Source organism: Streptomyces sp. NPDC002935 (assembly GCF_040611295.1).
Classification (GTDB): Bacteria; Actinomycetota; Actinomycetes; order Streptomycetales; family Streptomycetaceae; genus Streptomyces.
Genome location: NZ_JBEXNW010000013.1, coordinates 112,734 through 135,591, shown reverse-complemented (window position 1 = coordinate 135,591; position 22,858 = coordinate 112,734). Strand labels below are relative to the sequence as shown.

General features: G+C 69.5%; 20 protein-coding genes. 15 read left to right on the top strand and 5 right to left on the bottom strand.

Translation table 11 applies throughout. From position 1 onward, the window contains the following. The first annotated feature begins 490 nt into the window (after positions 1–490). The 4 genes from ABZX90_RS19810 (at position 491) to ABZX90_RS19795 (ending at position 4,309) form a co-directional block, all read left to right on the top strand. Positions 491–1,111 carry a YoaK family protein gene (locus ABZX90_RS19810; RefSeq protein ID WP_355206605.1) on the top strand — a complete coding sequence of 207 codons (621 nt, stop codon included), beginning with the start codon at positions 491–493 and terminating at the stop codon, positions 1,109–1,111. Positions 1,112–1,209: 98 nt separating this feature from the next. Beyond that, the gene (locus ABZX90_RS19805; RefSeq protein WP_355206460.1) at positions 1,210–3,099 is read left to right on the top strand and encodes an amidohydrolase; all 1,890 of its coding nucleotides are present in this window, start codon (positions 1,210–1,212) and stop codon (positions 3,097–3,099) included. A 53-nt stretch (positions 3,100–3,152) separates the two neighbouring features. Continuing rightward, positions 3,153–3,647: a DoxX family protein gene (locus tag ABZX90_RS19800; protein WP_351127122.1), complete on the top strand. Its 495-nt coding sequence runs from the start codon at positions 3,153–3,155 to the stop codon at positions 3,645–3,647. 182 nt (positions 3,648–3,829) lie between these two features. Beyond that, entirely contained in the window at positions 3,830–4,309 is a 480-nt protein-coding gene (locus ABZX90_RS19795) for a MarR family transcriptional regulator (RefSeq protein WP_355206457.1), read from the top strand. A gap of 93 nt (positions 4,310–4,402) precedes the next feature. Here ABZX90_RS19795 and ABZX90_RS19790 read toward each other — a convergent pair whose 3' ends face one another. Then, positions 4,403–5,176 carry a hypothetical protein gene (locus ABZX90_RS19790; RefSeq protein WP_355206454.1) on the bottom strand — a complete coding sequence of 258 codons (774 nt, stop codon included), beginning with the start codon at positions 5,174–5,176 and terminating at the stop codon, positions 4,403–4,405. 320 nt (positions 5,177–5,496) lie between these two features. Between ABZX90_RS19790 and ABZX90_RS19785 the strand changes: the two genes are divergently transcribed. Continuing rightward, a complete protein-coding gene (locus tag ABZX90_RS19785; protein WP_355206451.1) occupies positions 5,497–6,579 on the top strand; it encodes a GNAT family N-acetyltransferase in 1,083 nt (360 codons plus the stop codon). Between the two features lie 110 nt (positions 6,580–6,689). After that, positions 6,690–7,772 (top strand): GNAT family N-acetyltransferase, encoded by a 1,083-nt coding sequence (locus ABZX90_RS19780; RefSeq protein ID WP_355206448.1) that lies wholly within the window; start codon positions 6,690–6,692, stop codon positions 7,770–7,772. A 12-nt stretch (positions 7,773–7,784) separates the two neighbouring features. Here ABZX90_RS19780 and ABZX90_RS19775 read toward each other — a convergent pair whose 3' ends face one another. Beyond that, positions 7,785–8,669: an alkaline phosphatase family protein gene (locus ABZX90_RS19775; protein ID WP_355206445.1), complete on the bottom strand. Its 885-nt coding sequence runs from the start codon at positions 8,667–8,669 to the stop codon at positions 7,785–7,787. Between the two features lie 341 nt (positions 8,670–9,010). On the opposite strand from ABZX90_RS19775, the gene ABZX90_RS19770 reads away from it, so the two are divergent. The 7 genes from ABZX90_RS19770 (at position 9,011) to ABZX90_RS19740 (ending at position 16,713) form a co-directional block, all read left to right on the top strand. Further along, positions 9,011–10,843: a glycosyltransferase gene (locus ABZX90_RS19770; RefSeq protein WP_355206442.1), complete on the top strand. Its 1,833-nt coding sequence runs from the start codon at positions 9,011–9,013 to the stop codon at positions 10,841–10,843. Next, complete coding sequence (locus ABZX90_RS19765) at positions 10,840–11,268, top strand: hypothetical protein (protein WP_351127110.1); 429 nt, start codon at positions 10,840–10,842, stop codon at positions 11,266–11,268. The genes ABZX90_RS19770 and ABZX90_RS19765 overlap by 4 nt, the downstream gene beginning before the upstream one ends. A gap of 203 nt (positions 11,269–11,471) precedes the next feature. After that, positions 11,472–12,245, top strand: a complete 774-nt coding sequence (locus ABZX90_RS19760) for a glycosyltransferase family 2 protein (RefSeq protein WP_351127108.1) — start codon at positions 11,472–11,474, stop codon at positions 12,243–12,245. Next, on the top strand, positions 12,242–13,540 hold the full coding sequence (locus ABZX90_RS19755; protein ID WP_355206438.1) for a glycosyltransferase: 1,299 nt from the start codon (positions 12,242–12,244) through the stop codon (positions 13,538–13,540). Before ABZX90_RS19760 ends, ABZX90_RS19755 begins: the two co-directional genes overlap by 4 nt. Positions 13,541–13,547: 7 nt before the next feature. Continuing rightward, positions 13,548–14,897, top strand: coding sequence for a hypothetical protein (locus ABZX90_RS19750; RefSeq protein WP_351127104.1), 1,350 nt, complete (start codon positions 13,548–13,550; stop codon positions 14,895–14,897). Then, positions 14,894–15,901, top strand: coding sequence for a glycosyltransferase family 2 protein (locus ABZX90_RS19745; protein ID WP_355206435.1), 1,008 nt, complete (start codon positions 14,894–14,896; stop codon positions 15,899–15,901). Before ABZX90_RS19750 ends, ABZX90_RS19745 begins: the two co-directional genes overlap by 4 nt. Next, a complete protein-coding gene (locus ABZX90_RS19740; protein WP_351127101.1) occupies positions 15,898–16,713 on the top strand; it encodes a polysaccharide deacetylase family protein in 816 nt (271 codons plus the stop codon). The genes ABZX90_RS19745 and ABZX90_RS19740 overlap by 4 nt, the downstream gene beginning before the upstream one ends. Positions 16,714–16,771: 58 nt before the next feature. Here ABZX90_RS19740 and ABZX90_RS19735 read toward each other — a convergent pair whose 3' ends face one another. Genes ABZX90_RS19735 through ABZX90_RS19725 form a run of 3 tightly spaced genes read right to left on the bottom strand, consistent with a single transcriptional unit; the run spans position 16,772 to position 19,972 of the window. Further along, positions 16,772–17,590 carry a glycoside hydrolase family 16 protein gene (locus ABZX90_RS19735; protein ID WP_351127099.1) on the bottom strand — a complete coding sequence of 273 codons (819 nt, stop codon included), beginning with the start codon at positions 17,588–17,590 and terminating at the stop codon, positions 16,772–16,774. Beyond that, positions 17,587–18,870, bottom strand: a complete 1,284-nt coding sequence (locus ABZX90_RS19730) for an NAD(P)-binding domain-containing protein (protein ID WP_355206431.1) — start codon at positions 18,868–18,870, stop codon at positions 17,587–17,589. Before ABZX90_RS19730 ends, ABZX90_RS19735 begins: the two co-directional genes overlap by 4 nt. Before the next feature lie 46 nt (positions 18,871–18,916). Next, positions 18,917–19,972 carry an aminoglycoside phosphotransferase family protein gene (locus ABZX90_RS19725; RefSeq protein WP_351127095.1) on the bottom strand — a complete coding sequence of 352 codons (1,056 nt, stop codon included), beginning with the start codon at positions 19,970–19,972 and terminating at the stop codon, positions 18,917–18,919. A 140-nt stretch (positions 19,973–20,112) separates the two neighbouring features. Here ABZX90_RS19725 and ABZX90_RS19720 point away from each other — a divergent pair, with 140 nt between their 5' ends. After that, positions 20,113–21,345, top strand: a complete 1,233-nt coding sequence (locus ABZX90_RS19720; RefSeq protein WP_355206428.1) for an ATP-grasp domain-containing protein — start codon at positions 20,113–20,115, stop codon at positions 21,343–21,345. 178 nt (positions 21,346–21,523) lie between these two features. Next, positions 21,524–22,843 carry a UDP-glucose/GDP-mannose dehydrogenase family protein gene (locus ABZX90_RS19715; RefSeq protein WP_355206425.1) on the top strand — a complete coding sequence of 440 codons (1,320 nt, stop codon included), beginning with the start codon at positions 21,524–21,526 and terminating at the stop codon, positions 22,841–22,843. Positions 22,844–22,858: the final 15 nt, after the last annotated feature.

Genomic DNA, 22,858 nt, shown 5'->3' with positions numbered 1-22,858 from the left:
CCGAGGACGCCCCGCCCCGGGCCGGCGCCGGCCCGGGGCCCAGGACCTCGATGTGCACGACGTTCGGCGGTTTCGGCGGCGCGGACGGTCATCCCGGGCCGCCGGGCAGACGCCACCCATCGCAGGCAGGCACCGAACTGCACGCGAGCGACGGCCTGTTGGGCGGCCCCGGGAGGTGCCGCCGCGCGCAGGACCGGGCACGGCAGCCGTGCCGCCGGCCGGCGTCCGTGGGTGCTGGGGCGGCGCGTCGTCCGTGCGGCCGTCGGCCGGGTGGCCGGGGACGCCGGCCGAGATCCCCGGCCGCTCCTGGACACGGCCCAGGAGCCGGCCCATGCCTGCGGCGAGCGTCCAGCCGGCACGGCGGACGAGGTCTCCAGTAACAGCAACCCAGACCGAACACGGGCCGTGACCCAAGGAAACGACAGTGACTATCAACCATCCGCCGGCCCAGCGTGCGCCGGAGGGCCGCGAACCGCTGCTGCCGGCCCTCATGACCGGGACGGCCGTGAGCGGCCTCATCGACGCGATCAGCTACCTGGGCCTGGGACATGTCTTCACCGCGAACATGACCGGCAATGTGGTCATCATCGGCTTCGCTGCCGCCGGCGTACCCGGCTTCTCGGTGCTCGGCTCGCTGGTGTCGCTGGCCGCCTTCCTGGTCGGAGCGGTGGCCGCCGGCCACCTGGAATCCGTGATGCGCCACCGCACTTCGTCGCGCTGGCTGCGCTTGACCCTCGTGCTTGAAATGGTCTTGCTTGCCACGGCGACAGCCGTCGCCTTCGCCGCGAGCCATGCGGTCCATGCGCTCATCGCCCTGACCGCACTGGCCATGGGCCTGCGCAACGGGACGGTCCGCAAACTCGCCGTGCCGGATGTGACCACGACGGTGCTGACGCTCACTCTGACCGGACTGGCGTCCGACTCGACTCTGGCAGGCGGTACGAATCCGCGTGCCGGCCGCCGTCTGGTCTCCGTGCTGGCGATGCTGACCGGCGCATTCGGGGGAGCCCTGCTCGTGCGGCACACGGGGCTTGGCTGGCCGCTGCTGGCCAGCACGCTCGGTGCCGCTGCTGCCGCCCTGGCCGTGCCCCGCAGCTCGTCCTCCAGCTGACGCGGCCCGCGGTCCCTCCCCCTTCACGGCGCCTCTCATCAGCCGCTTGACCCCTCACACAGCTTCTCAGAACTCCCTGCTCACTGGAGATGATTTCCATGGCCACTATGCCTGTGGCTGGCCTTCCCCCCGTCCACGACGACCATGTCGCCGACATCGTGGTCCGCAATGCCAAGATCTACACCGGCGACCCGGTGCACCCGCAGGCCGGCGCGGTCGCCATCAAGGACGGCAAGGTCACCGTGGTCGGTGACGACAAGGACGTCGCCCCCCTGATCAGTGCCCGGACCCGAGTGGTCGACGCGCTGGGCCGGCGGGTCATCCCCGGCCTCAACGACTCCCACGTGCACGTGATCCGGGGCGGCTTGAACTACGTCCTGGAACTGCGCTGGGACGGTGTGCCCACACTGCGTCAGGCACTGGCGATGCTGCGCGAGCAGGCCGCCCGCACCCCCAAGGGACAGTGGGTCAGGGTGGTCGGCGGATGGTCGGCGGACCAGTTCGCCGAGAAACGCCTGCCGACTCTGGCCGAGCTGAACGCGGCCGCGCCGGACACACCGGTGTTCGTGCTGCACCTCTACCAGTCCGCCCTGATGAACCGCGCGGCGCTGAAGGCGGCCGGCTACACCAAGAGCACCCCTGACCCCAAGGGCGGTCAGCTCGTGCGTGGCCGCGACGGGGAGCCGACCGGCATGCTCCTGGCCGCACCCAGCGCGCTCATCCTGTACTCCACCCTCGCCGCGGCACCGACCCTGCAGGGCGAGGACCTGAAGACCTCCACCCGGCACTTCTTCCGCGAGCTGAACCGGTTCGGCCTCACCTCGGCCATCGACGCGGCCGGCGGTTTCCAGAACTTCCCCGACAACTACGGCACCGTCATCGACCTTGCCAAGGCCGGCCAGTTGTCGCTCCGCATCGCCTACCACCTCTTCCCGCAGACCCCGGGACAGGAGATCGACGACCTGCAGCGATGGATCGGCATGATCCGGCCCGGAGACGGCGACGAATGGCTCCGGCTCAACGGCGCCGGAGAGAACCTGACCTGGTCGGCGGCCGACTTCGAGAACTTCACCGAGCCCCGGCCCGAACTGGCCGCGGACTACGAGGGAAGCTTCGAGAAAGCCGTTCGGCTGCTGATGGAGAACGGCTGGGGCTTCCGCCTGCACGCCACCTACGACGAGACGATCCGCCGCAATCTCGCGGTCTTCGAGAAGCTCGCCGCCGAGGGCCTGTTCCCCGCCGGGAACCGCTGGCTGTTCGACCACGCTGAGACCGTCTCGAGCGACAGCCTGGACCGCATCGCCAAGCTCGGCGGCGCCATGTCGATCCAGAACCGGATGTCCTTCCAGGGCGAGGCGTTCGTACGCCGCTACGGCGCCGGAGCCGCCGCAGACGCACCGCCGGTACGCGCCATGCTGGAGCGCGGGCTGACCGTCGGCGCAGGCACGGACGCCACCCGGGTGTCCTCCTACAACCCCTGGGTCGCGCTGCACTGGCTGGTCTCCGGCCGGACCGTCGGCGATCTGACGCTCTACCCGCCGGAGAACCGCGTCAGCCGCGAGACCGCACTGACCATGTACACGCAGGCCGGCGCCAAGCTCACCGGAGAGCAGGACGTCAAGGGCATCCTCAAGCCCGGGTTCTACGGCGACCTCGCCGTCCTCTCCGACGACTTCTTCGCCGTCCCCGAGCAGGACATCCCGCACATCGAGTCCCTCCTCACCGTCACCGGCGGCCGCATCGTCTACGCCACCGCCGAGTACGAGGGCCTGGACGAGGAGATTCCGGCGATCAGCCCGGCATGGAGCCCGGTCGCCCACTACGGCGGCTACCAGGCCACCGTCAAGCCCAGCATCTCGGGCGCGCGACAGGCCGAACTGCTCGGCCAGGCCGTCGCCGAGTCCGAGCAGCACCGGCAGTGGCGCACCCAGCGCGGCTTCATCCCGGAGGCTCGGACGGAGATCTTCGACACCTGCTTCGTGCTGTAACGCACGGAACCTCACCGCTACCGCACCACCTACCCACGCATCAGGAAAGTGTCATGAACACCGGAATACTCATCTTGAGGCTGGCCGTCGGTCTGCTGTTCGTCGGTCATGGGATCCAGAAGGTCAGCCACCGCCTCGGCGGCCACGGGATCGAGGGTGGAGCGGCGGAGTTCCGAGCAGACGGGTTCCGCGGCGGCCGGTTCACTGCGGCCGCCGCGGGACTCGGGCAGATCGCCGCGGGCCTGCTGCTCAGCGCAGGAGCACTCACTCCCATGGCGGCCACCATCGCAGCGGGAGTAATGACAGTCGCGGTCACGGTCAAGTGGCGCAACGGGCTCTGGGCGCAGGACAACGGCTACGAGTACCCGCTCATGCTGCTGATCCTGCCGGCCGTACTGACGCTCACCGGACCCGGCCGCTGGTCAGTCGACCAGGCCATCGGGCTGCTTCCCTGGGCCCCGTGGTGGACAGCCGCAGCCGTCGGCCTCGGCATTACCAGCGGACTGATGACCCGCGCCCTCCTCGCACGGCCCGGCCTTCAGGAATGAGCAGGAGGGCGTCGTGTCATTTGGTGAGGCAGCTTGTTGTCCACTCACGGGGATCGTCCTCCACCACGCGGCCCGTGCCCGGACGTTGTCATTCAGGTAAGCGGCGGTAGCAGATGAGGGCTGCGGCTTCTGCGGGCTGGCGACGAACAGCGGTGCGGCATCGCCGAATTCAAGGAGTCTCTGTGGAGAGTATCGAATCGGCGAGCCTTGACGTGCAGCGGTCTGTGCGCTCCTTCAGCAGTGCGGCACGCTGGCTCACCGAGCAGGTCGGGCAGGAATTCCGACGCGAGACGGGCATGTGGCAGATCCACTACGAGTTGCTTTCCCGGCTGTCGGAAGCTCCTGAGGGGCAACTGAGCCTGACCAAGTTGGCTCGGCGGATGGGGATATCGACAAGCAGACTCTCCCATCTGGTGGACCGCACCCGGGAGCACGGCTGGGTAGAGCGCGCGCCGGACCCTGTCGACCGTCGTATCGTCCTCGCTCGGCTGACCAGCGCAGGAAAAGTTGCCTTGCAAGCGGCAGCTCCGCTCCACCTTGCCTGTGTGCGCTCTCGCTTCCTCGATCGTCTCACCCCTGCCCAGGTGGAGCAGCTGCGCGAGATCAGCGAGGCACTCATCGGGCCGGTCGACCAACAGAATGAAGGAGGCAGCGCAGGGTAGGAATCGGCGGCTCCACCGTGGTCCGCCGGTTGCTGCCCAATCTCGGGCGCCGGATCGTCGGGCCTACCTGAACAACGTGGTCAACGCCTCCTCCTACGCAGGCGGCGCTTCCCGGATCACGGCGAAGAGCGCCCGGTCCGTGGGGAGACCGTCTGCGTCGAAGGCGCGGTGCCGGCCGAGGTGTTCGATTCGCCCGCCGGTGCAGGTCGTCTGCAGGTACTCGGTGAGCCAGGCGTCAGGCGTCGGCACCATGCGCGGCAGTCCGAACGACTCGGGCATCTCGTCCTCGCCGCTGTCGAAGAACATCACCTTGCCGGTCCGGGTCCAGAGCCCTCGAAGCAGGTCAGTGGCGGTGTCAAGACCCAGCTCCCGCACCAGGTGATGCCAGACGGACAGCAGGAGGGTGCAGTCGGTCGCCGGCAGAAGGCCGAGTGTGTCGGGGCGAAGTTCGAGGTCCATCACCGCCACGTTGTCCAGCTGGTTCCGTCGCACGGCTGTCGTCGCTGTCCGAACGCATTTCGGATCCGACTCCAATGCGACGGAGGGTATCCCGCGCAAGGCGAGCTTGATCGGGAAGTAGCCGACATTGGCGCCTACATCCATCGCGCTCTCGACTCCGAGCCGCTCGACAACCGGCTCCATCGCCGCCCATCGCGACCCGGTACCGACGGATCGCTTCGCCTTCCGCACGCGTATGCCCGGGACCGGCTGGTAGATGCCGTCGGGTAGCGCATCGAGCTTGAGGCGAACCAGATCGATCGCGTCGTCGACCTTGCGACGCGCGCCGCGCATCACCTGATGCGACGGGAATCGCTGATGAAGGCGCACCATGCGCGTGGAGGTCTGAGTTCCGCCCAATTGGTCCACGGGTACCTCTATCGACTGGCGATATTCAGGTCGCTCGTATTGCCACGTTAAAGCAATACTACCGTTCGGTCTGGTGTTCCGCAATTTGACATCGAAGAGAGAAAAAAGGGGAGAAATCGAAGGTTGCCGGTCGTCCCTCCGCGACCGCGGCGGACGGCTCTCGGCCGGACTCGTGGGAGTGCACCAGTACCTGCCGACTCCGCCAGGCGCTGCACGGACGGTGACCGTGACCAAGATGCGGCCTCATGAGTGATGGAGCACCCTTGAATGAGTGAAGGTTCACACCGCCTACCGTTCGCGACGCGTAAGGAAGTAGCGTCATGCGTTTTTCGGGCCTGCGAACCTCGTCGACCTGGGATCATATCGATGTAATCAGTCCGGCGCCTCGGGATAAGTGGCAGCGCTTGGTCGACGAGAGCGACGAGGCGCTGATTACTCAAACTCCGGGCTGGTTGGACTGCATTTGCGCGACCGATCCCTATGAGGATGCCAGTCGCCTTTACGAATTCGATAATTCCGGCGGAATCGTCGTGCCGCTGGCCCGCCGACGCGGCTGGCCTGCCCATCTGATCGCCCAGGACGCCTGGCCTTCCGAGTGGGGCATCGGAGCTCCTGTCGCCACCGAGGCGCCCGACCCGAAGCAGGCGCGCGCCGTCTTCGGGGATCTGGCCCGCCTTCCTGCGAATCGCGTGTCCGTGCGCTTCGGGCCGGACGTCGACCCCGCGTGGCTGTCAGCAGTGCCGTCCGACTTCACCACCTTGCGTCACACGACGCACATCCTGGACCTAAGCGGCGGCTTCGGTGACGTCTGGGGGCGGAGGTTCAAAGGAGCGGTACGAACCGCCGTACGCAAGGGCGAGAAGATAGGGGTCGACGTGGAGGTCGACCGCACCGGTCGCCTGGTACCGGCCTTCTACGCGCTCTACCAACACTCGATCGCTCGCTGGGCGCAACAGCAGAACGAGCCGCTGGCGCTCGCTCGCTGGCGCAGGAATCGGATCGACCCGCTGTGCAAATTCCAGACCGTCGCCGAGACTTTCGCCGAGTCCTGCGCCGTGTGGTTGGCCTCGTACCAAGGTCAGCCCGCGGCGGCCATCATGGTGCTCCGCCACGGGCCTCACGCGAAGTACTGGCGGAGTGGCATGGTCAAAGAACTGGCCGGCCCGAGTCGTGCCGCCACACTGCTGCACAAGCTCGCCATCGAGGATGCCTGTGTGGCTGGTTGCCGCTTCTACCACATGGGCGACTCGGTCCCCGGTTCCACTGTCAGCGTTTTCAAGGAACGACTCGGCGCTCGCGGCCACACATCGTTCGGCTATCGCAGGGAATTGCTCCCCCTGACATCGATCGATCAGCTCTTGCGGAGTGCGGCGAAGCGTCTCATCGGTTTCAAGGACGAGTGACGCCCGATCCCACCGAGATGCCCGGCTTGGGCGTCCCCCCTAGCATCGGACGTGGGCACGTAGGTCCTCGGTCCGCGAGCGTCACCCCGTACACCCGGCAGGAGAGGCCCGTGAACGCACCTGCTGAACTCCTGATCAAGACTCCGGCCGGTCTCGCGCACATCACCACACCGGCTCCACGTGACGTCTGGTGGGAGTTGGCGGGCAAGGACCCGGACACCAACCCCTCCCAGACTCCGCTTTGGCTGGACTGCCTGTGCGCCACCGGGCCGTACCGGGACGCGAGCCGCCTCTATGAGTTCGAGCGAGGCCATCGGCTCGTACTCCCCCTCGTCGGCAGAAGGCATCGCCCGCAGATCCTGGGCGCGGAGGAGTCCTGGCCGGCCGACTGGGGCATCGGAGGGCCGGTGTGCCCGGAAGGCGTGAGTCCGGCGGAAGCACGCGTGGTCTTCGCCGATCTCGCGCGGCTGCGCGCGCTTCGGGTCAGTGTGCGGTTGCGGCCGGCGGACCAGGCCGTGTGGGCGAACGCCGCACCCGGCTTCCGTCCCGAGCCCCACATGACACAGATGGTGGATCTCGACGGCGGCTTCGGCACCGTCTGGGAGCGCCGCTTCAGCCGTCATGTGCGGCGGGAGGTCCGCCATGCCGAGCGCTCGGACGTCGAGGTCGAGGTGGATCGTACCGGCCGGCTCGTTCCCGCCTTCTACCAGCTGTACCAGAAGTCGATCGTGCGCTGGGCCGAACAGCAGCATGAGCCGCTGGCGTTGGCCCGCTGGCGCAGGACGCGAGAGTTCCCCGTGCGGCGGCTGGAAGAGGTGGCTGCCCGGTTCGGTGAGGGGTGCGCGATCTGGATGGCCTGGCGCGCCGGAGAGCCCGCTGGGGCATGTGTCGTCCTGCGCCACGGTCAGCACGCCAAGCTGTGGCGCAGTGCCATGGACCGGGAACTGGCCCATCCGGTCCACGCCGTTCCCCTGCTGTACCGGCTGGCGATCGAGGACGCGTGCGCGGCGGCCTGCCGGACGTTCGACATGGGGGAGTCCGCTCCGGACTCCTCCCTGGCCACGTTCAAGGCGGGGTTCGGAGCGGAGAGCTTCTCCTCCCCGCGCTACCTCCGGGAACGTCTTCCCGTCTCGGCGGCCGAGCGGCGGCTGCGGACGGCCGTCAAGCGACTGATCCGCTTTCAGGACCCCTGAGGTTCGCTCGTTTCAGTCGTCGCCCCACACGTCGACGGGTTCCACATCGGCGCTGTGGTGGAGGGGCTTGAGGTCGTATGCGTCCAGGAGCATGCGCAGCAGTCCGTACTGATTGTTCGGTTGGGCATGGTCGCCGGGCTGGACATGCTCACCCACCAGGATGGTGGGGACACGATTGGGCCCTTCCAAATCGTCCTCGTCCCAGGTGACGACCAACAGGCTGTTGTGGGTCATTGCCCAGTCGGCGTAATCGCCGAGACTGTTCCGCAGCCAGGTGTCCGCCTGCCGCACGCTGCCGTCGTGCATGTCGTGCTCGAGGTCCGGGACGACGAACGCGACCGTCGGCAGATCCGTGAAGTCGCGAGGGAAGTCGGTCCAGGGGCGGTTGACGGAGGCGGGGAGGTTGTTGAAGTTCACCCAGGGGTTGTGCCGGCGCACGTAGGCACCGTCAGCACAGCCGGTGAAGCCGCCCCGGGGCATGCTCTGCGCATAGCCAACGAAGGTCAGATCGGCCTGGCGGAGTTGAGAGCCGAGATTCCGCGACGTGAGCGTGTGCGGGCAGGAATCGTCGCTGATCCCCAGGAAGGAGCCCGAGAAGAGCGCCAGGTAATTGGGCTGACTCGGATGGGTGAGAGCGTAGAACTGGGTGAGTGAGGCGCCCTGTCGGGCCAGTTGGTTGAGGTACGGGGCTTGCGCGCTTCCGATGACGGCGTCGTACGACTGGTTCTCCTCGATCACCACGACGATGTGATCCGGACGGGGAATCCGGGCCTGAGCCGATGAACGGTCACAGCCCGCTGTCGCCAGAAGCGTCGCCATCACGGCCGCCCAGGCGACGAGCGCCCGCGTCAGCAGACGTCCCGGCCCCGGTCGTGCGGCCCTCACTCGTGGCTTCACCGCTCTCCCTCCGGGCACCGTTTCGGCGCGCGCTGTGCGTGATCGCTGCAAGCTGCCACTTGCAGCGATCGGAAATACCGTCACAATCGGTATTGATACCTCATATCGGTCGACATCGAGCGCTGATGTGGACCGACGAGCGGGAGTGCCGTCAGCCGGTGTTGCCGACGGCCGTTCGCCGGGGTGGGAGACCGACAGGCTGGATCCGGAAGGTGCCCCATGCGTCGAGTCAACGCCCCTGTCGGCCGTGCTGGGAGGGTGGTGGGTCCTCTTGAGGAGCCACCACCCTCCCCCGTCATGAGGACCGTCGTCGGAGCACCGGTTCCCCGGGAGACCTCTTCATGGGCAAGCTCCAGACGTTGACAAGCGGGCGCATGGCGTCCTTCACCAGCGCCATGGCGCGGCGGCCCGGTTCCGCCGCCGGGGAGCGACGTAGCTCCAACCGGACCACGGCACGCCAGTGGACGGCACGCTTCATCCTTCCCTCGGCCCTCACCCTCTGGCTGCTGTCCCTGCGTAATGTGCACCTCATCGAGATGCGCGACTACGGCCTGCTGCAGGTGCTGCCGGTGCTTTTCTGGGTCGCCCTCGGCCTGCTCACCTTCGGCTTCTGCCTGGCGCTGACCGACCGACGGACCGCCGGTGGATGGTTCGCGGGCTACGTCCTCGGGCTGATCGCGGTCATCCACGCGACCCCCACACTGCTCTACCCGACACTGCGCTACAGCTGGGCGTGGAAGCATGTCGCGGTCGTCGACGCGGTGATCCGCCACCGCGGTGAGGTACCCCACGCGGACAAGCTCGCCCTTTACAACCAGTGGCCCGGATTCTTCGACCTCAACGCGTTCTTCGTGCAGGCCACCGGCCTGGACTCGGCGCTCGGCTACGCGACCTGGACCCCGCCCGTCTTCAACGCCGTGCTGCTCGCCCCCCTGCTGCTGCTCTACCGGACGGTGACGCGTGACCGCCGGCTGATCTGGGGGGCGGCGTGGGTCTACTACTCGTGCTCCTGGGTGGGTCAGGACTACTTCGCCCCTCAGGCCTTCGCGTTCCTGCTCTTCGTAACGGTGATCGCCCTGGTCATGGGGCAGTTGCCCACCTCGGTGCTGTACCGTTCGGGCGACATCCGCACAGACCGATGGCCCGTCGGCCGGTTCGTGCTGGTCATGGTGATCGCAGCCGTCATCATCTCCTCACACCCGCTGACACCGCTCATGCTGATCAGTGCACTGGTGGTGCTGTCGCTTCCGCGGCGCAACCGACGGGTGGTGCTGCCCGTCCTGGCCGGTACGGTGCTGCTGACCGTGGCCTGGGACGCCACCGTCGCCCGCCCCTACATCTCGGGAAATCTGAACGACTTCCTGGGCTCGCTGCTGAAACCCGACACCAACGTCGTCTCCGGCCTGGCCGCCCTCGGCACCGCGGCCCCGGGTCATGTCGTGGTGGCCTGGGTCGACCGGTGCCTGTCCGCCGCGGTCCTCCTTCTGGCGGCCATCGCTTTCCTGGCCCGCCCCTGGGTCCGCCGCACCGGCCTGCCCCTGCTCCTCGTGGCTCCGCTGCCGGTCCTGACGGCGAATGCCTACGGCGGAGAGATGATCTTTCGCGCCTATCTCTTCGCGCTGCCCGCGGCCTCGCTCCTGATCGCGGCCCTCCTCCTCAAGCGGGGCAGTAGGCCGCACCTTCAGGTGCTGGCCGTCTATCCATTGCTGCTCGCCCTGCTCGCGGGACTCATGTTCGGCTACTACGGCAAGGAAGCGGCGAACTACTTCGCGAAGGACGAGGTGACGGCCGGGCGCTTCGTCGCGGCCACCTCTCCTCCAGGGTCCACGATCGTCTCCCTCACGTCGGCCGTGCCCGGCCTGTACCTGCGCTACGACGAGAACGCCCAGGTGCAGTTGGACGAGCAGGCCATCGGCGACCGGCGGCGCCTGGTGAAAGATCCCGTGAAGGGCTTGGCGGGGTTCGTCCAGCGGGCCACCCCGCAACAGCCCGCCTACATCATCCTGAGCCGGGCTCAGGCCGCCGACATCTACCAGAGGGGAATCCTGCCCGCCGACACCATGCAACGCATGGACTCGGCCCTGTCGAAGACCCGGGACTACATCCCCGTCTACCGCAGCAAGGACGCGGTGGTCTACCGGTATCAGGGCACGAATCGAGGAGCGGGGTCATGACCCCCCTGCGCTGGGGACTCGCGCTGTCCGGCTGGGCGGCTTTGGCGGTGGTCACCTTCCTGCCGGACGCCCTGGTCCTGCGCGTCGTGGTGACGACGGCGTTCCTGCTCGTCTGTCCCGGCCTGGCGGCCTCCCGGTGGGCCCGGTCGGGCGCGGTGCGCGCCACGGACCGCACGGTGGTTCTGGAGACGGGCGTCCTGGCCGTGGCGGTCAGTGTGTCGATGGCGGTGCTCGTCGCGGAGCTGCTGTTCCTGAGCGGCACGTTCACCGTCACCCGTGCGCTGCTCGCACTCGCCGCCGCGACATCCGCCCTGGCCCTGCTGCCCAGGCCCGGCGGATATCGGCGCCGGGCGCCGCGAGCCGTCCCGGACGCGGGCCCACGGACGGCCGCCGCGGGTCGGCCCGAGCCGCCGGCCTCGGAGTGAGGCCCCGCGGCGGCGGCCTCGCCGAGGTGCCGCACCGGTCCACGTGAGGCGTCACGGCAGTCCCGCACGCCCGAAACACCAGCTCCGCCCCCGTCTGCCCGGTGGGGGCGTTTTCGAGTCGCCCCCTTGACGCCACTCACAAATCGGGTGAAAGTGTAGATATACGTTGTAAACATATGCCGTAGGGGCGCAATCGGAGATACATGATCATGTACAACGACCCGATCATCAGTGACGAGCGAGAAGCCGGGGCACACGCCACGGTCAGCCTGGTCATCCCGGCCCTCAACGAGGCGCGCAACATCGCGTGGGTCTTCGAGCAGATCCCGGCATGCGTGGACGAGGTCATCCTCGTCGACGGCGACTCCACCGACGCCACGGTGCCCATGGCGCAGCACTGTCTGCCGACCGTGCGCAACGTGCGGCAGAGCGGCCCCGGCAAGGGCAACGCGCTGCGCACCGGCTTCCTCGAGGCGAAGGGTGACTTCGTGGTCATGATGGACGCCGACGGCAGCATGTCACCGGCGGAGATCCCCCACTTCGTGCACTTCCTCGAGCACGGCTACGACTTCGTCAAGGGCTCGAGGTTCGTCGCGGGCGGTGGCTCGCTCGACATCACCCCCATCCGCAAGATGGGCAACCATGTGCTCCTGATCGCTGCCAACCGGCTGTACCACGCCAGCCTGACCGATCTGTGTTACGGCTTCTGTGCCTTCCGGCGCAGCTTCCTCGACCAGCTCGACCTGCACGCCGCCGGTTTCGAGATCGAGGCCGAGATGATCGTGCACGCCCTGCGCTCCGGTCTGCGCATCGCCGAGGTCCCCAGCCTGGAACTGCCCCGGCGCAGCGGCTGCTCGAACCTCCACGCCATATCCGACGGGCGCCGGGTGCTGCGCACCCTGTTCTCGGAGCGGCCGGGCGCCCGGTCCTCCACCGCCCGGTCCTCCACCGCCCGACCCGAGGGAAGCGCAGCGTGAACGCCGCCTCGGTCCGCTCCCCTCGCGTCCGGCCCCCGGTGCCGGTGGTCGACATCGACCTGGCCCGTCCGGGCGAGTTCCGGCTGCCCGGTGACCGGGGGCCGGTCCAGCCACAGGGACAGGCCCGGGCACTCGTACGACTGCACGGTCGTCCCCTGGGCATGGTCAGCGCCGCGGACGCCTCCGGACCCGACGGCCTGTGGCAGGCGCTGGCCGGTACCGCCCACGTGGAACTGGCGGGGCAGCTCGCCCGGCACCGCGCAGCGGCCCGGACCGGACCGTCGGACAGTGGCACGGACGAGTGGCCGATCCGGGACGTCCGGCGCCACGCACTCCACCAGGCCCCCGTCATCAGCGTGGTCGTGGCCACGCGTGACCGGCCGGAGAAGCTGCGACGCTGCCTGCGATCGCTGCTGCGCGCGAAGTACCCCGAGTTCGAGATCATCGTGGTCGACAACGCCCCGGCCGACGGTGCGACCGAAGCCCTGGTCCGCAAAGACTTCACCGGACGGGTCCGCTACGTCCGCGAATCCGTCGCCGGGCTGGCCCGCGCCCACAACGTGGGGCTCGCCCGCGCACGCGGATCCGTCGTCGCCTTCACGGACGACGACACGCTCGTCGACCCCGGATGGCTGACGGCGCTGGCCGAGACCTTCGCACGCGACACGCGGATCGGCTGTGTCACAGGACTGATCGTGCCCGCCGAACTACAGACCCCGGCCCAGAGCGCCCTCGAACGGCAGGGCGGTTTCGCGAAAGGGTACGTGCCGCGCACCTGGTCACTGTCCGATCCGCCGGCGGACCCGCTCTTCCCGTTCACCGCCGGACGCTTCGGCTCCGGCGCCAACATGGCTTTCCGTACCGATGCGCTCCGCGCCCTGGGCGGCTTCGACACCGCGACCGGTGCCGGGACCCCCGGCCGGGGCGGTGACGATCTGCTCGCCTTCTTCGAGATCCTGACGGCCGGTCACACACTCGCCTACCAGCCGCGTGCCATCGTCTGGCACTGCCATCACCGCACGCGGGACGCCGTGGCCGCGCAGGCGTTCGGCTATGGCGCCGGCCTCGGTGCCTATCTCACCGGCGCCCTGCTGAACAACCCCCGTCGGCTGCCCGCCCTGCTGTGGCGGCTGCCTCGCGGCATCCACTACGCCATGACCAGATCGCGCGACCGCGGCGCCGATCCCGAGGCCGACTGGTCCCGGCGCCTGGCGCTCCTGGAAGTGCGGGGGATGGTCTACGGCCCCTGCGGCTATCTCCGCGGACGTCTCACCGGCGCCGGCGCCGGAACCTAAGGGTGAGGTGAGCAGCTTGGACACCAGCTCGGTGACCGACTCGGCTGCGAGGAGCGCCGGTATCCGACGACGCCCCCTGGGCATGCTGCGTGCCGGTATCGCCGCCGCGCTCCCGGGCGAGCCCGTACTCCGCACGGGACACGTCCTTGCGGTCAGTTCCCTCGTCAACGCCGGCCTCGGCTTCTTCTTCTGGATCTTCGCGACGCACTGGTACGACGAGCGGACCGTGGGCCTGAGCTCCTCGGCACTCGCCGCATCCCTCTTGCTCACGGGTATCGGGCAGCTCAACCTGAACGACTTCCTGGTGCGGTTCGTGCCGTCCGCCGGCCGCCGCACCCGCCGAATGGTCCTCACCTGCTATGCGGCGAGCACGTCCTTCAGCGTGGTGGTGGCCGTGGCCTTCCTCGCGCTGGTGCCGGAGGTCGCACCGCGGCTCGGCTTCCTGCTGACACCGGTCACCGCGAGCTGCTTCGTGGTGGCGACCGCCGGTTACGCCGTCTTCGTTCTGCAGGACGGCGCGCTCACCGCGGTCCGGCGGCCGGGCTGGGTCGTGGGCGAAAACCTGATATTCGCCTTCGCGAAGATAGTGCTGCTCGCTCTCGGCGCCGCCCTGGGCCTTTTCTCCGGGATCCTGCTGTCGTGGGCGGGAGCTCTCGTGGTCTCGCTGATCGTGGCCAACTTCGTCCTGATGCGCAGCGGTATCCCCCGACACGAGCGGGACACGAAGACCACGCCACCACCGCCCCGCATGGTCGGCTACGCCGCGGCCGACTGGCTCGGCTCCCTGTTCCGGGTAGCCGCCTACACCCTGGTCCCGCTGATCGTGCTGAACATCCTCGGTGCTGAGCAGAGCGCCTACTTCGCAGTGGCCTGGGGCGTCGCCTACGTGCCCTACCTGCTCGCCCGCAACATGGGAACCTCCCTGCTCGCGGAGTCGATGCGCGGACCGGAACGACTCGTGGAGCACTCCCGGCGCGTCCTGCGCCACTCGGGTCTGCTGCTGGGCGGCGTCACGGTCGTCCTGATCGCCGCGGCCCCGCAGATCCTGTCGCTCTTCGGTGCCGCGTACGCGGCCGAAGGAACCACGCTGCTACGGCTGCTGGCCCTGTCCGCACTGCCGAACCTGCTGCTGAGCGTGGCCATCGACGTGGCCCGGGCGCGGCGACGCCTGCGCTGGGCGGTGGCGCTGCAGGCGGCGATGTGCGTCCTGGTGCTCGGGCTCACCCGTCTGCTGCTGCCGGAGGTCGGCGTCGTGGGCGCGGGCGTCGCCTGGCTCGTCACCCAATGCGTCATCGCCGTCTTCCTGGTCGCGTCCTGGTCCCGCTGGCTCGTCCCCGTCACTGAAGGGTCATCATGAACAGCGCACTCTCCACCGAACGCACCGTCACCACCCTGTCGGTCGTCATCTGCGCCTACACCCTCGACCGCTGGGACGACCTGCGGGCCGCGATCGGATCGGTGCTGGGCCAGGACCCACCGGCAGACGAGGTCGTGCTGGTGGTCGACCACAACCAGGACCTCCTGGAACGGGCCGAGCGGGAGCTGTCCGGCGTCCGCGTGGTGCCCAACCAGAGGCGGCGCGGTCTGTCCGGGGGCCGCAACACCGGAGTGGCGGTCTCCCATACGGACGTGGTGGCCTTCCTCGACGACGACGCCACCGCGGAACCGGGATGGACTGGCCGTCTGCTGGCGCCCTACGGTGACCCCCGCGTGGTGGGCGTCGGCGGGTTGGTCCGAGCGTGGTGGACGACCGCACGACCGGTGTGGTTCCCGCCGGAATTCGACTGGGTGGTGGGCTGCTCCTACCGGGGCCAGCCCCGACAAGCCGCCCGCGTCCGCAACTTCATCGGCGCCAACATGTCCTTCCGCAGAACGGAACTGATCGCCGTCGGCGGCTTTCTCGACGCCCTTGGACGCGTGGGCAGCCGTCCGGTGGCGAGCTGCGACGAGACGGACCTGTGTCTGCGGATCGCCGCCCGCAACCCGGACGCCGTCCTGCTGTACGAGCCGGCCGCCGAGATACGACACCGGGTCCCCGAGTCCCGTGCCAGCTGGGCCTACTTCCGCAACCGCTGCTACATCGAAGGGCTGTCCAAGGCGCTGGTGGCACGGCGCTGCGGCAGCGGACCGGCGCTGGCCAACGAGCGCGTGTACCTGCGGTCGACCATCTCGCGGGCCCTCGCCCGCCACGTGACCCGGATCTGGCGCCCCGGCGCGCTGCGCACGATCGGGGCGCTGTCCGGGGGTGTGGGCGCGACCGTCGCCGGTTACCTCGTCGGATCGATCCGGCCGTTGGGTTCCCAGGACGTCTCCCGGCGTCCGCAAGGAGCGCCGGAGCCGACAACGATGGCCCGCTCATGAGCGGCATACCCGTCTTCCTCTATCACTCGGTGTCGGACGACTCACCGCCGTGGCTGGCGCAGTTCACGGTGAGTCCACGCACGTTCGCGGAGCACCTGGACGTGATCGCCGACAGCGGACTGCACGTGGTCCCCTTGCGGCGGCTGGTCGCGGCACTGCTCGGCGGTCCTCCGATGCCACCGCGGTCCGCGGTGCTGACCTTCGACGACGGATACGCGGACTTCGCCTCCACGGTGGCTCCGCTGCTCGCCGCCCGGGGACTTCCCTCGACCCTGTACGTGACCACGGGCGCCCTGAGCGCTGCTGAACGGCCGTCGCGCGGTGGACCGTTCCCGTCCGTGGCGACGCTCAGCTGGGCCCAGGTCAGGGAGCTGGACGCGGCCGGGGTCGAGATCGGTGGACACACCGTGAACCATCCGCAACTGGACACGCTGCCCCGGACGTCGGTGCGCGAGGAGGTGGCCGGCTGCAAGCGGCGGATCGAGGACGCGCTCGGGCACCGTGTCGACTCCTTCGCCTACCCACACGGTTATTCCAGCCGCACCGTTCGCGCGCTGGTGCGGGAGACCGGCTGGACCTCGGCCGCCGCCATCCGGGCGGCCTCGGCCTTCAGTTCGGAGAGGGACGACCCGCTGCGGTTCGCCCGGCTCATGGTCCGGGCCGACACCGGCCGGGACCGCTTCGCGCTCTGGACCAGTGGTGAAGGGGCCCCCGTGGCACCGTTCGCCGAGGGACTGCGGACCAGGGGCTGGCGGGCCTACCGCCGGGCGAGAGCGGTGACCGGGCGGCCGTACCGGGCGATACCCGCCTGACCGCCGGCCGGGGCGCCACAGACCCGCAGACGGCTGACGGCTGACGGCTGACGGCGCGTCAACGCTGCCAGACCCGGACCCAGTCCACGAGCATGCGCGCCGAGACGGTGCCCGGGGGCGGGGCGTAAGGGAGGCCGACGGCCAAGTTGAGGATGACCTCCATGGGCACGTGGGGAATCCGCTCGGGGGCGGTCACCCGGAACCGCTCGACCCCGTCCACGTACCAGACGAGTCTGTCCTTCTCCCAGAGCACCGCGAAGACGTGGTAGCCGTCGGGAAAACCGGCCGAGGTGAAGGTCCCCTTTTGCTTCCTCTTGGCGCCCTCGGCGTTCCGCCAGTGCACGAACATCGACAGCGTGTCTGTGGTGCCGAGGAACTCCATGACGTCGATCTCGGGTGGGGTGAAGCGGCTCGCGGGCATCATCCAGAACTCCGGTGCCATCCCGCCCTGCGCCGGGATGCGGATCGCCGCCTCGAAGTAGCCGTAAGTGAAGGTCCTTCGTGGCTGGGCGTACCAGTTGTCCCGGCCGGTGGAAATCATGCCGGACGCCCAGGGGTAGACCTTTCCGTCGCTGCCACGGGTGGCCCGGCGCTGGGCGGTGAGGGTCAGTTTCCCCCCGCTCACGGCGACCTGACCGGGCTGGTACCACTCCAGTTCGTTGTTGGAGCTGATGGTGCAGCCGTGGTCGTTCCAGTCGTAGCACGTGGTCCAGCGCTGCTTGTCGAGACGTGAGCCGTCGAAGTCGTCGTGGAAGACCAGTCGTCGGTCGCCGGGCACCGGGGGCCGGGACGCCCTGGTTCCGGTTGTGGAATCGCAGGCGCCGCATGCCACCAGCAGCAGCATGAGCACACCGAGCACCACGCCCCGTGACGTCATGGGCGGTTGCGCGGCCCCGCCGCGACGGCGCCGGCCACCCGGCGCGCGGCGAATCCGTTGCCTGCGACGAACCTCAACACGGGGCCGAAGGTGGGAGCGGCGGCCAGTCCGGTGAAGAACAGCCCGGGCACGGAGGACTCGAACCCGGACGACAGCCGCGGTGCGCCGTCGAACGTCCATACCTCCCGGCGGAGTTCGGGTGCCAGCAGCCCGAGCCGGTCGACGTCCACCCGGTACCCCGTGGCAAGCAGCAGATGGTCGGCCCGCAGCACCTCCGTGCGCAGGTCGGCGTCCGTGACCTCGAGACGCACCACGCCGTCCTCGACCCCCGAGGAGCGGACCGTTCGGCCGCACAGCACCGGGATGCGGTCGTCCACGCGGTGCCGCAACCACCAGCCGCCGGACGGACCGAGCACGCTGTGCAGCAGCCGCATCCGCAGCCCCTCCGGCAGATGGCGAAAGGCGCCACCACCGTAGCTGCACGCCAGCAGCGACCAGCCCGGTCCGAGCGGCGAACCCGGTTTGACGATCCGTACCCGACGCGGCCGGCCGGACGGCCGGTCGGTGTCGGGCGGGCTGCCGAACGCGACGGATGCCGCGCGGACGATCACGGTGGGAAGGGCCCCGGCCTCGTGCAGCAGCGCGGCGCTCTCCAGAGCCGACTGTCCGGCGCCGAGGACGGCGACCCGCTGCCCCGAGAACCGGGTCAGATCACGGTGCCGACTGGTGTGGGAGACCAGTTCCGCGGGGAGGTGGTCCGCCAGTTCGGCAGGCTCGTGGGCGAACGGGACCTGTCCGGTGGCCATCACCACGTTCTCGGCGAGGAACTCCTCCCCGGAGTCCAGGGTGACGGCGAACAGCCCGTCGACATGCTCGACGGTACGGACCTTCTGGCGCTCCACTTCCGGCACGCGGCGCTCCTGGAACCACCGCCCGTAGTCGATCATCTCCTCGACGGGGATGGGGTACCGGTCACCGACCGGTCCGAGTCCCCGCGCGGCACGGAAGTCCTCCAGGCGGTACCCGGGCTCCGGCGCGGAGAGGGAGGAGGCGGCGGGGACAGACTTCAGATACATACCTGCGGGCATGTTGGTGTCCCAGCACTCCATGGGTTCACCGAACACCCGCCGTGGTGTTCCTGCCGCGCTCAGCGAGGCGGCCGTGGCGAGCCCGTAGGGGCCTGCCCCGATGACGACCGTGGGCAGCCGCTGCAGGGGGTCATGGGTGCCCCACTTCCGGGCCGCTTTGTGCCGGGCGCTGAAGCCGGTGTTCGCGGGCATGGTCACTCCCCTTTGATGTCGTCGATCTCGCGCGGCGGCGAGGCTGTCACGGCCGCGCACCGGCCCAGCGGGCGCATTCGCCGAGCACGGGTGCGACCGTGTGAGTGAGCCACCCGTAACTGCGGCCGAACCTCGGAGACTTGCGGACGTTGTTCGCCACATGCCACAGCCAGCTCAGCAGGGGAATCGCGACCGGATCGGAGACACCGTGGTCCGGGTCCAGCCCTGCCAGCGCGAGCAGGGCGCGGTCGGCGTCCGATACCCGGCCGGCGCGCAACGTCTCGGCGACCAGGCCACCCAGCGGGCGGCCGGTGAGGGTACTGCGCAGGGCCAGTACGAAGGAGTAGGCGTCGATCTCGCACGGCCCGTCGGCGCGGCCGCTGCTCCAGTCGAAGACACCGGTGACCTGGAGGGGGACGCCGTCGAGCAGCACGTTGCCGGGGTGGTAGTCGCCGTGGGTCCAGCCCTCGGTCAGCACGGCACCGGCCAGGGCCGCCTCCAGCCGGTGGCGCAGGGCCTCGAATTCGGCCGCTCGTCGGCCGGACCGGTAACGGGGCATTCCGGCGGAGAGAGCCGTCAGTTGTGACTCGCACCAGGCGGAGGCCCGGTCGGCTGCTCTACGGCGACGCCCGGTGGCGGCCCGCAGATCCGCCAGCAGTTGCATGGCGGGAGCCACGACGGCGTACGGGTCGTCGGGGGTGTCCAGGATCAGTCGCTCCGCCGGGACGCCCGGGAGCATGTTCTGGGCAAGGGTCCCCGCGGGCTCGGACGAGCCGACGACTCGGGGCAGGAGAGGACGCCAGGGGGCGAGCCGGCTGTCGGCGTCGAGCTCCTGCAGGACTTCCCGCTCCCGCGCCGTGACGGCGGCCCCGGCCTCGTTCCTGGGGTGTTTGACCACCAGGCTTCCAGCGCCGCGTCGCAGCTCGAACATCAGCAGGCCCGCCTCGGGCAGGGAGGGCCGCCGGACCACGGTGATGTCCCCGGGACCGGCGCCGCGCATGAGCCAGTGAGCCCGGAGGCGGTCGTCGAGGCCGCCCAGCACGCGCGGGAAGTAGAGGGGCAGCAAACCGGAGAGCGAGGACATCTTGGCGGGTGTCTTCATACCAGACCTTGCCGAGCCTTACGCGGCGCGACCCGCGCTTTCCGGGGACAATGAACAGGGGCGATCTGTGACTATTGGATAGACCTAGAACCTTCGCCCATATTAGTACCTTTCGGGAGAGGCTTCCCGGAGAGGGCCCGGTGGTCTTCTTGCTGGACAACGAGGTGCCCGTGCTCCTCGCCAGAATCGGCAACTATCCGCTGCACCACGGCAGCCTGGGCGTGGTGCGCACCGTCGGGCGGCTGGGCGTCCCGGTCCACGCCGTCGTCGAGGACCGCTTCACCCCGGTCGCCCTCTCACGCCATCTGACGAGCAGCATCGTGTGGCCGACGACCGGCTGCGAGGAACCGGAGCGGCTCGCGGACGGCCTGCTGTCCATCGGCCGGACGATCGGCGCCCGATGCGTGGCGGTGCCGACCGACGACGAGGCCGCGATCCTGTTCGCGGAGTACGCCGACCGGCTGAAGGAGTGTTTCCTGATTCCGCCCGTGCCGGCCCACCTGCCGCGCCTGCTGGCCTGCAAGGCCGGCCTGCACCGGATCTGCACCGAGGCCGACGTGCCCTCGCCGCGCTCACGGGCACCGGAGAGCCGTGACGAACTGGTCGACGCGGGCCGCGCGCTCGGCTACCCGCTGGTGCTCAAGAACCTGGCGCCGTTCAGCCGGCTCCGCACCCCGGCCGTCAGCGGCACCACCACGGTGGTGCCCGGCGAACGGGAGCTGCTCGACCGCTTCCCGAAGGCCGCGCCGCCGCCCGTCCTCGTGCAGGAGTACATCCCGAGACAGCAGGCGGAGGACTGGATCACCCACATCTACTGCGGTGCGGGCGGTGTGCCGCGCGTCCTGTTCACCGGCTTGAAACTGCGCTCCTGGCCTCCGTACGCGGGTATGACCGCCCGGGCGGTGGCGCTGCGCAACCCCGAACTGGCCCGCCTGGCGGAGCGGTTGTGCCGCCGCATCGGTTACAGCGGACTGGCTGATCTCGACTGGCGTTACGACCGCCGGGACGGGCAGTACAAGCTCGTCGACTTCAACCCGCGTACCGGCGCCCAGTTCCGCCTCTTCGAGAATGTCCACGGAGTCGATGTCGTCCGCGCCATGCATCTCGACCTGACCGGCCGGACCGTGCCGGACGGCGCTCAGGCCGAGGGGCGGGTCTTCGTCGCCGGCCAGTTGGACTTCGCCTCCGCTGCGGCGTGGCTGCGCCATGAACACCGACTGCCACCCGGCCTCCTGAGTGAGCGGCCCACCGAGCGGGCCTGGCTCTGCTGGGACGATCCCCTGCCGTCCGCGGCCGAGGCGATCCGGTTCACAGCGATGGTGACCTGGCGTCTGCTGCGGCCGGAGCGCTCCCGCCCGGCCGGGTGCCGTTGACCGAAGGGTCCACCGGCACGCCGTCGACGTCGTGGCCGACGGTGTGTTCCATCCGCGACCGGCCGGGCCGTGAGGCCGCCGGCCATGGACCTCTCCACCCTGCGCGTTGACCTCGGGCCATCATTGGGCGACTATGTACGTATACGTCGTAAATTTACGGACTTGGTCGGAGAGTGACATGCGCCTCACAGTCATCGGCACCGGGTATGTCGGAGCAGTCCATGCCGCCTGTATGGCGGAACTGGGCCATGAGGTCCTCGGTGTCGACGTCGACGAGGAGCGCGTCACGGCGCTCGCCGCCGGGCGTCCCCCGTTCCATGAGCCCGGCCTGTCCGGGATGCTCCAGCGGACGGTGGCCGCAGGCCTGCTGCGCTTCACGACATCGCTGGACGAGGCCGCCCTGTTCGCCGGCACGCACTTCGTCTGCGTCGGCACCCCGCAGCGCCCCGACTCGGGCGCCGCCGACCTGCGCCACGTCGAGGCCGTGATGGACGGACTGGCACCGGGTCTGCGCCGTGCGGGCCACGACGGGGCCCTGGTCGTCGGAAAGTCCACGGTGCCGGTCGGTACGGCCGACCGGCTGGCCGCACGACTGTGCGGGACCGGCGCCGACATCGCCTGGAACCCGGAGTTCCTGCGCGAGGGATCCGCGGTCCAGGACACCCTGCGGCCGGAACGCATCGTGGCAGGCGTTCGCTCGGAGCAGGCCGAGGCGCGGCTGCGCGCGGTCTACGCGCCCCTCGTGGCGGCCGGCGCGCCGTTCATCACCACCGACACCGTCACCGCCGAACTAGTCAAGGTGGCCTCGAACTCCTTTCTCGCGACCAAGATCTCCTTCATCAACGCCATGGCCGAGATCTGTGACGTGATGGGCGCCGACGTGCTCACGCTCGCCGAGGCGATGGGCACCGACCCCCGCATCGGCCCCAGTTTCCTGGCCCCGGGCCTCGGCTTCGGCGGCAGCTGCCTGCCCAAGGACATCCGAGCCTTCGCCGCGCGGGCGGAGGAAATCGGCCGAGGCGAGTCGGTGGCGTTCCTCCGCGAGGTCGACGAGATCAACACACGGCAACGCCTGCGCACCGTCCACCTCGCCGAGCAGTTCGTCGGAGGGAGCTTCGAGGACCGCGACGTGGCGGTTCTGGGGGCCGCCTTCAAGCCGGGCAGCGACGACGTACGGGACTCGCCGGCACTCGCGGTCGCGGAGGCGGTGCGCCGACGCGGAGCCCGGGTCCGGGTGCACGACCCGGAAGCGGTCGACAACGCCCGCGCCGCGTACCCCGACCTGCAGTACGCCCTTGAGGTGACCAAGGCATGCGAGCAGGCCGATGTCGTCCTGCACCTCACCGAGTGGCCCCAGTACCAGGAGCTCGACCCCGCCGCCCTCGCCACTGTGGTGCGCAGCCCGGCCATGGTCGACGCCCGCAACACCCTTGACGCCCAGGCCTGGCACTCGGCGGGCTGGCGGCTGAGCGCTCCGGGCCGTCCGCGGCTCGGCTGAGCGGCAGGAGGATCT

Bases quoted from the DNA above. Each gene is read 5' to 3' on its own strand.
- ABZX90_RS19740 (WP_351127101.1), top strand. From the start codon at position 15,898: ATGAGCGGCATACCCGTCTTCCTCTATCACTCGGTGTCGGACGACTCA.
- ABZX90_RS19730 (WP_355206431.1), bottom strand. From the start codon at position 18,870: ATGCCCGCGAACACCGGCTTCAGCGCCCGGCACAAAGCGGCCCGGAAG.
- ABZX90_RS19810 (WP_355206605.1), top strand. From the start codon at position 491: ATGACCGGGACGGCCGTGAGCGGCCTCATCGACGCGATCAGCTACCTG.
- ABZX90_RS19765 (WP_351127110.1), top strand. From the start codon at position 10,840: ATGACCCCCCTGCGCTGGGGACTCGCGCTGTCCGGCTGGGCGGCTTTG.
- ABZX90_RS19805 (WP_355206460.1), top strand. From the start codon at position 1,210: ATGGCCACTATGCCTGTGGCTGGCCTTCCCCCCGTCCACGACGACCAT.
- ABZX90_RS19785 (WP_355206451.1), top strand. From the start codon at position 5,497: ATGCGTTTTTCGGGCCTGCGAACCTCGTCGACCTGGGATCATATCGAT.
- ABZX90_RS19745 (WP_355206435.1), top strand. From the start codon at position 14,894: ATGAACAGCGCACTCTCCACCGAACGCACCGTCACCACCCTGTCGGTC.
- ABZX90_RS19800 (WP_351127122.1), top strand. From the start codon at position 3,153: ATGAACACCGGAATACTCATCTTGAGGCTGGCCGTCGGTCTGCTGTTC.
- ABZX90_RS19715 (WP_355206425.1), top strand. From the start codon at position 21,524: ATGCGCCTCACAGTCATCGGCACCGGGTATGTCGGAGCAGTCCATGCC.
- ABZX90_RS19725 (WP_351127095.1), bottom strand. From the start codon at position 19,972: ATGAAGACACCCGCCAAGATGTCCTCGCTCTCCGGTTTGCTGCCCCTC.
- ABZX90_RS19770 (WP_355206442.1), top strand. From the start codon at position 9,011: ATGGGCAAGCTCCAGACGTTGACAAGCGGGCGCATGGCGTCCTTCACC.
- ABZX90_RS19735 (WP_351127099.1), bottom strand. From the start codon at position 17,590: ATGACGTCACGGGGCGTGGTGCTCGGTGTGCTCATGCTGCTGCTGGTG.
- ABZX90_RS19760 (WP_351127108.1), top strand. From the start codon at position 11,472: ATGATCATGTACAACGACCCGATCATCAGTGACGAGCGAGAAGCCGGG.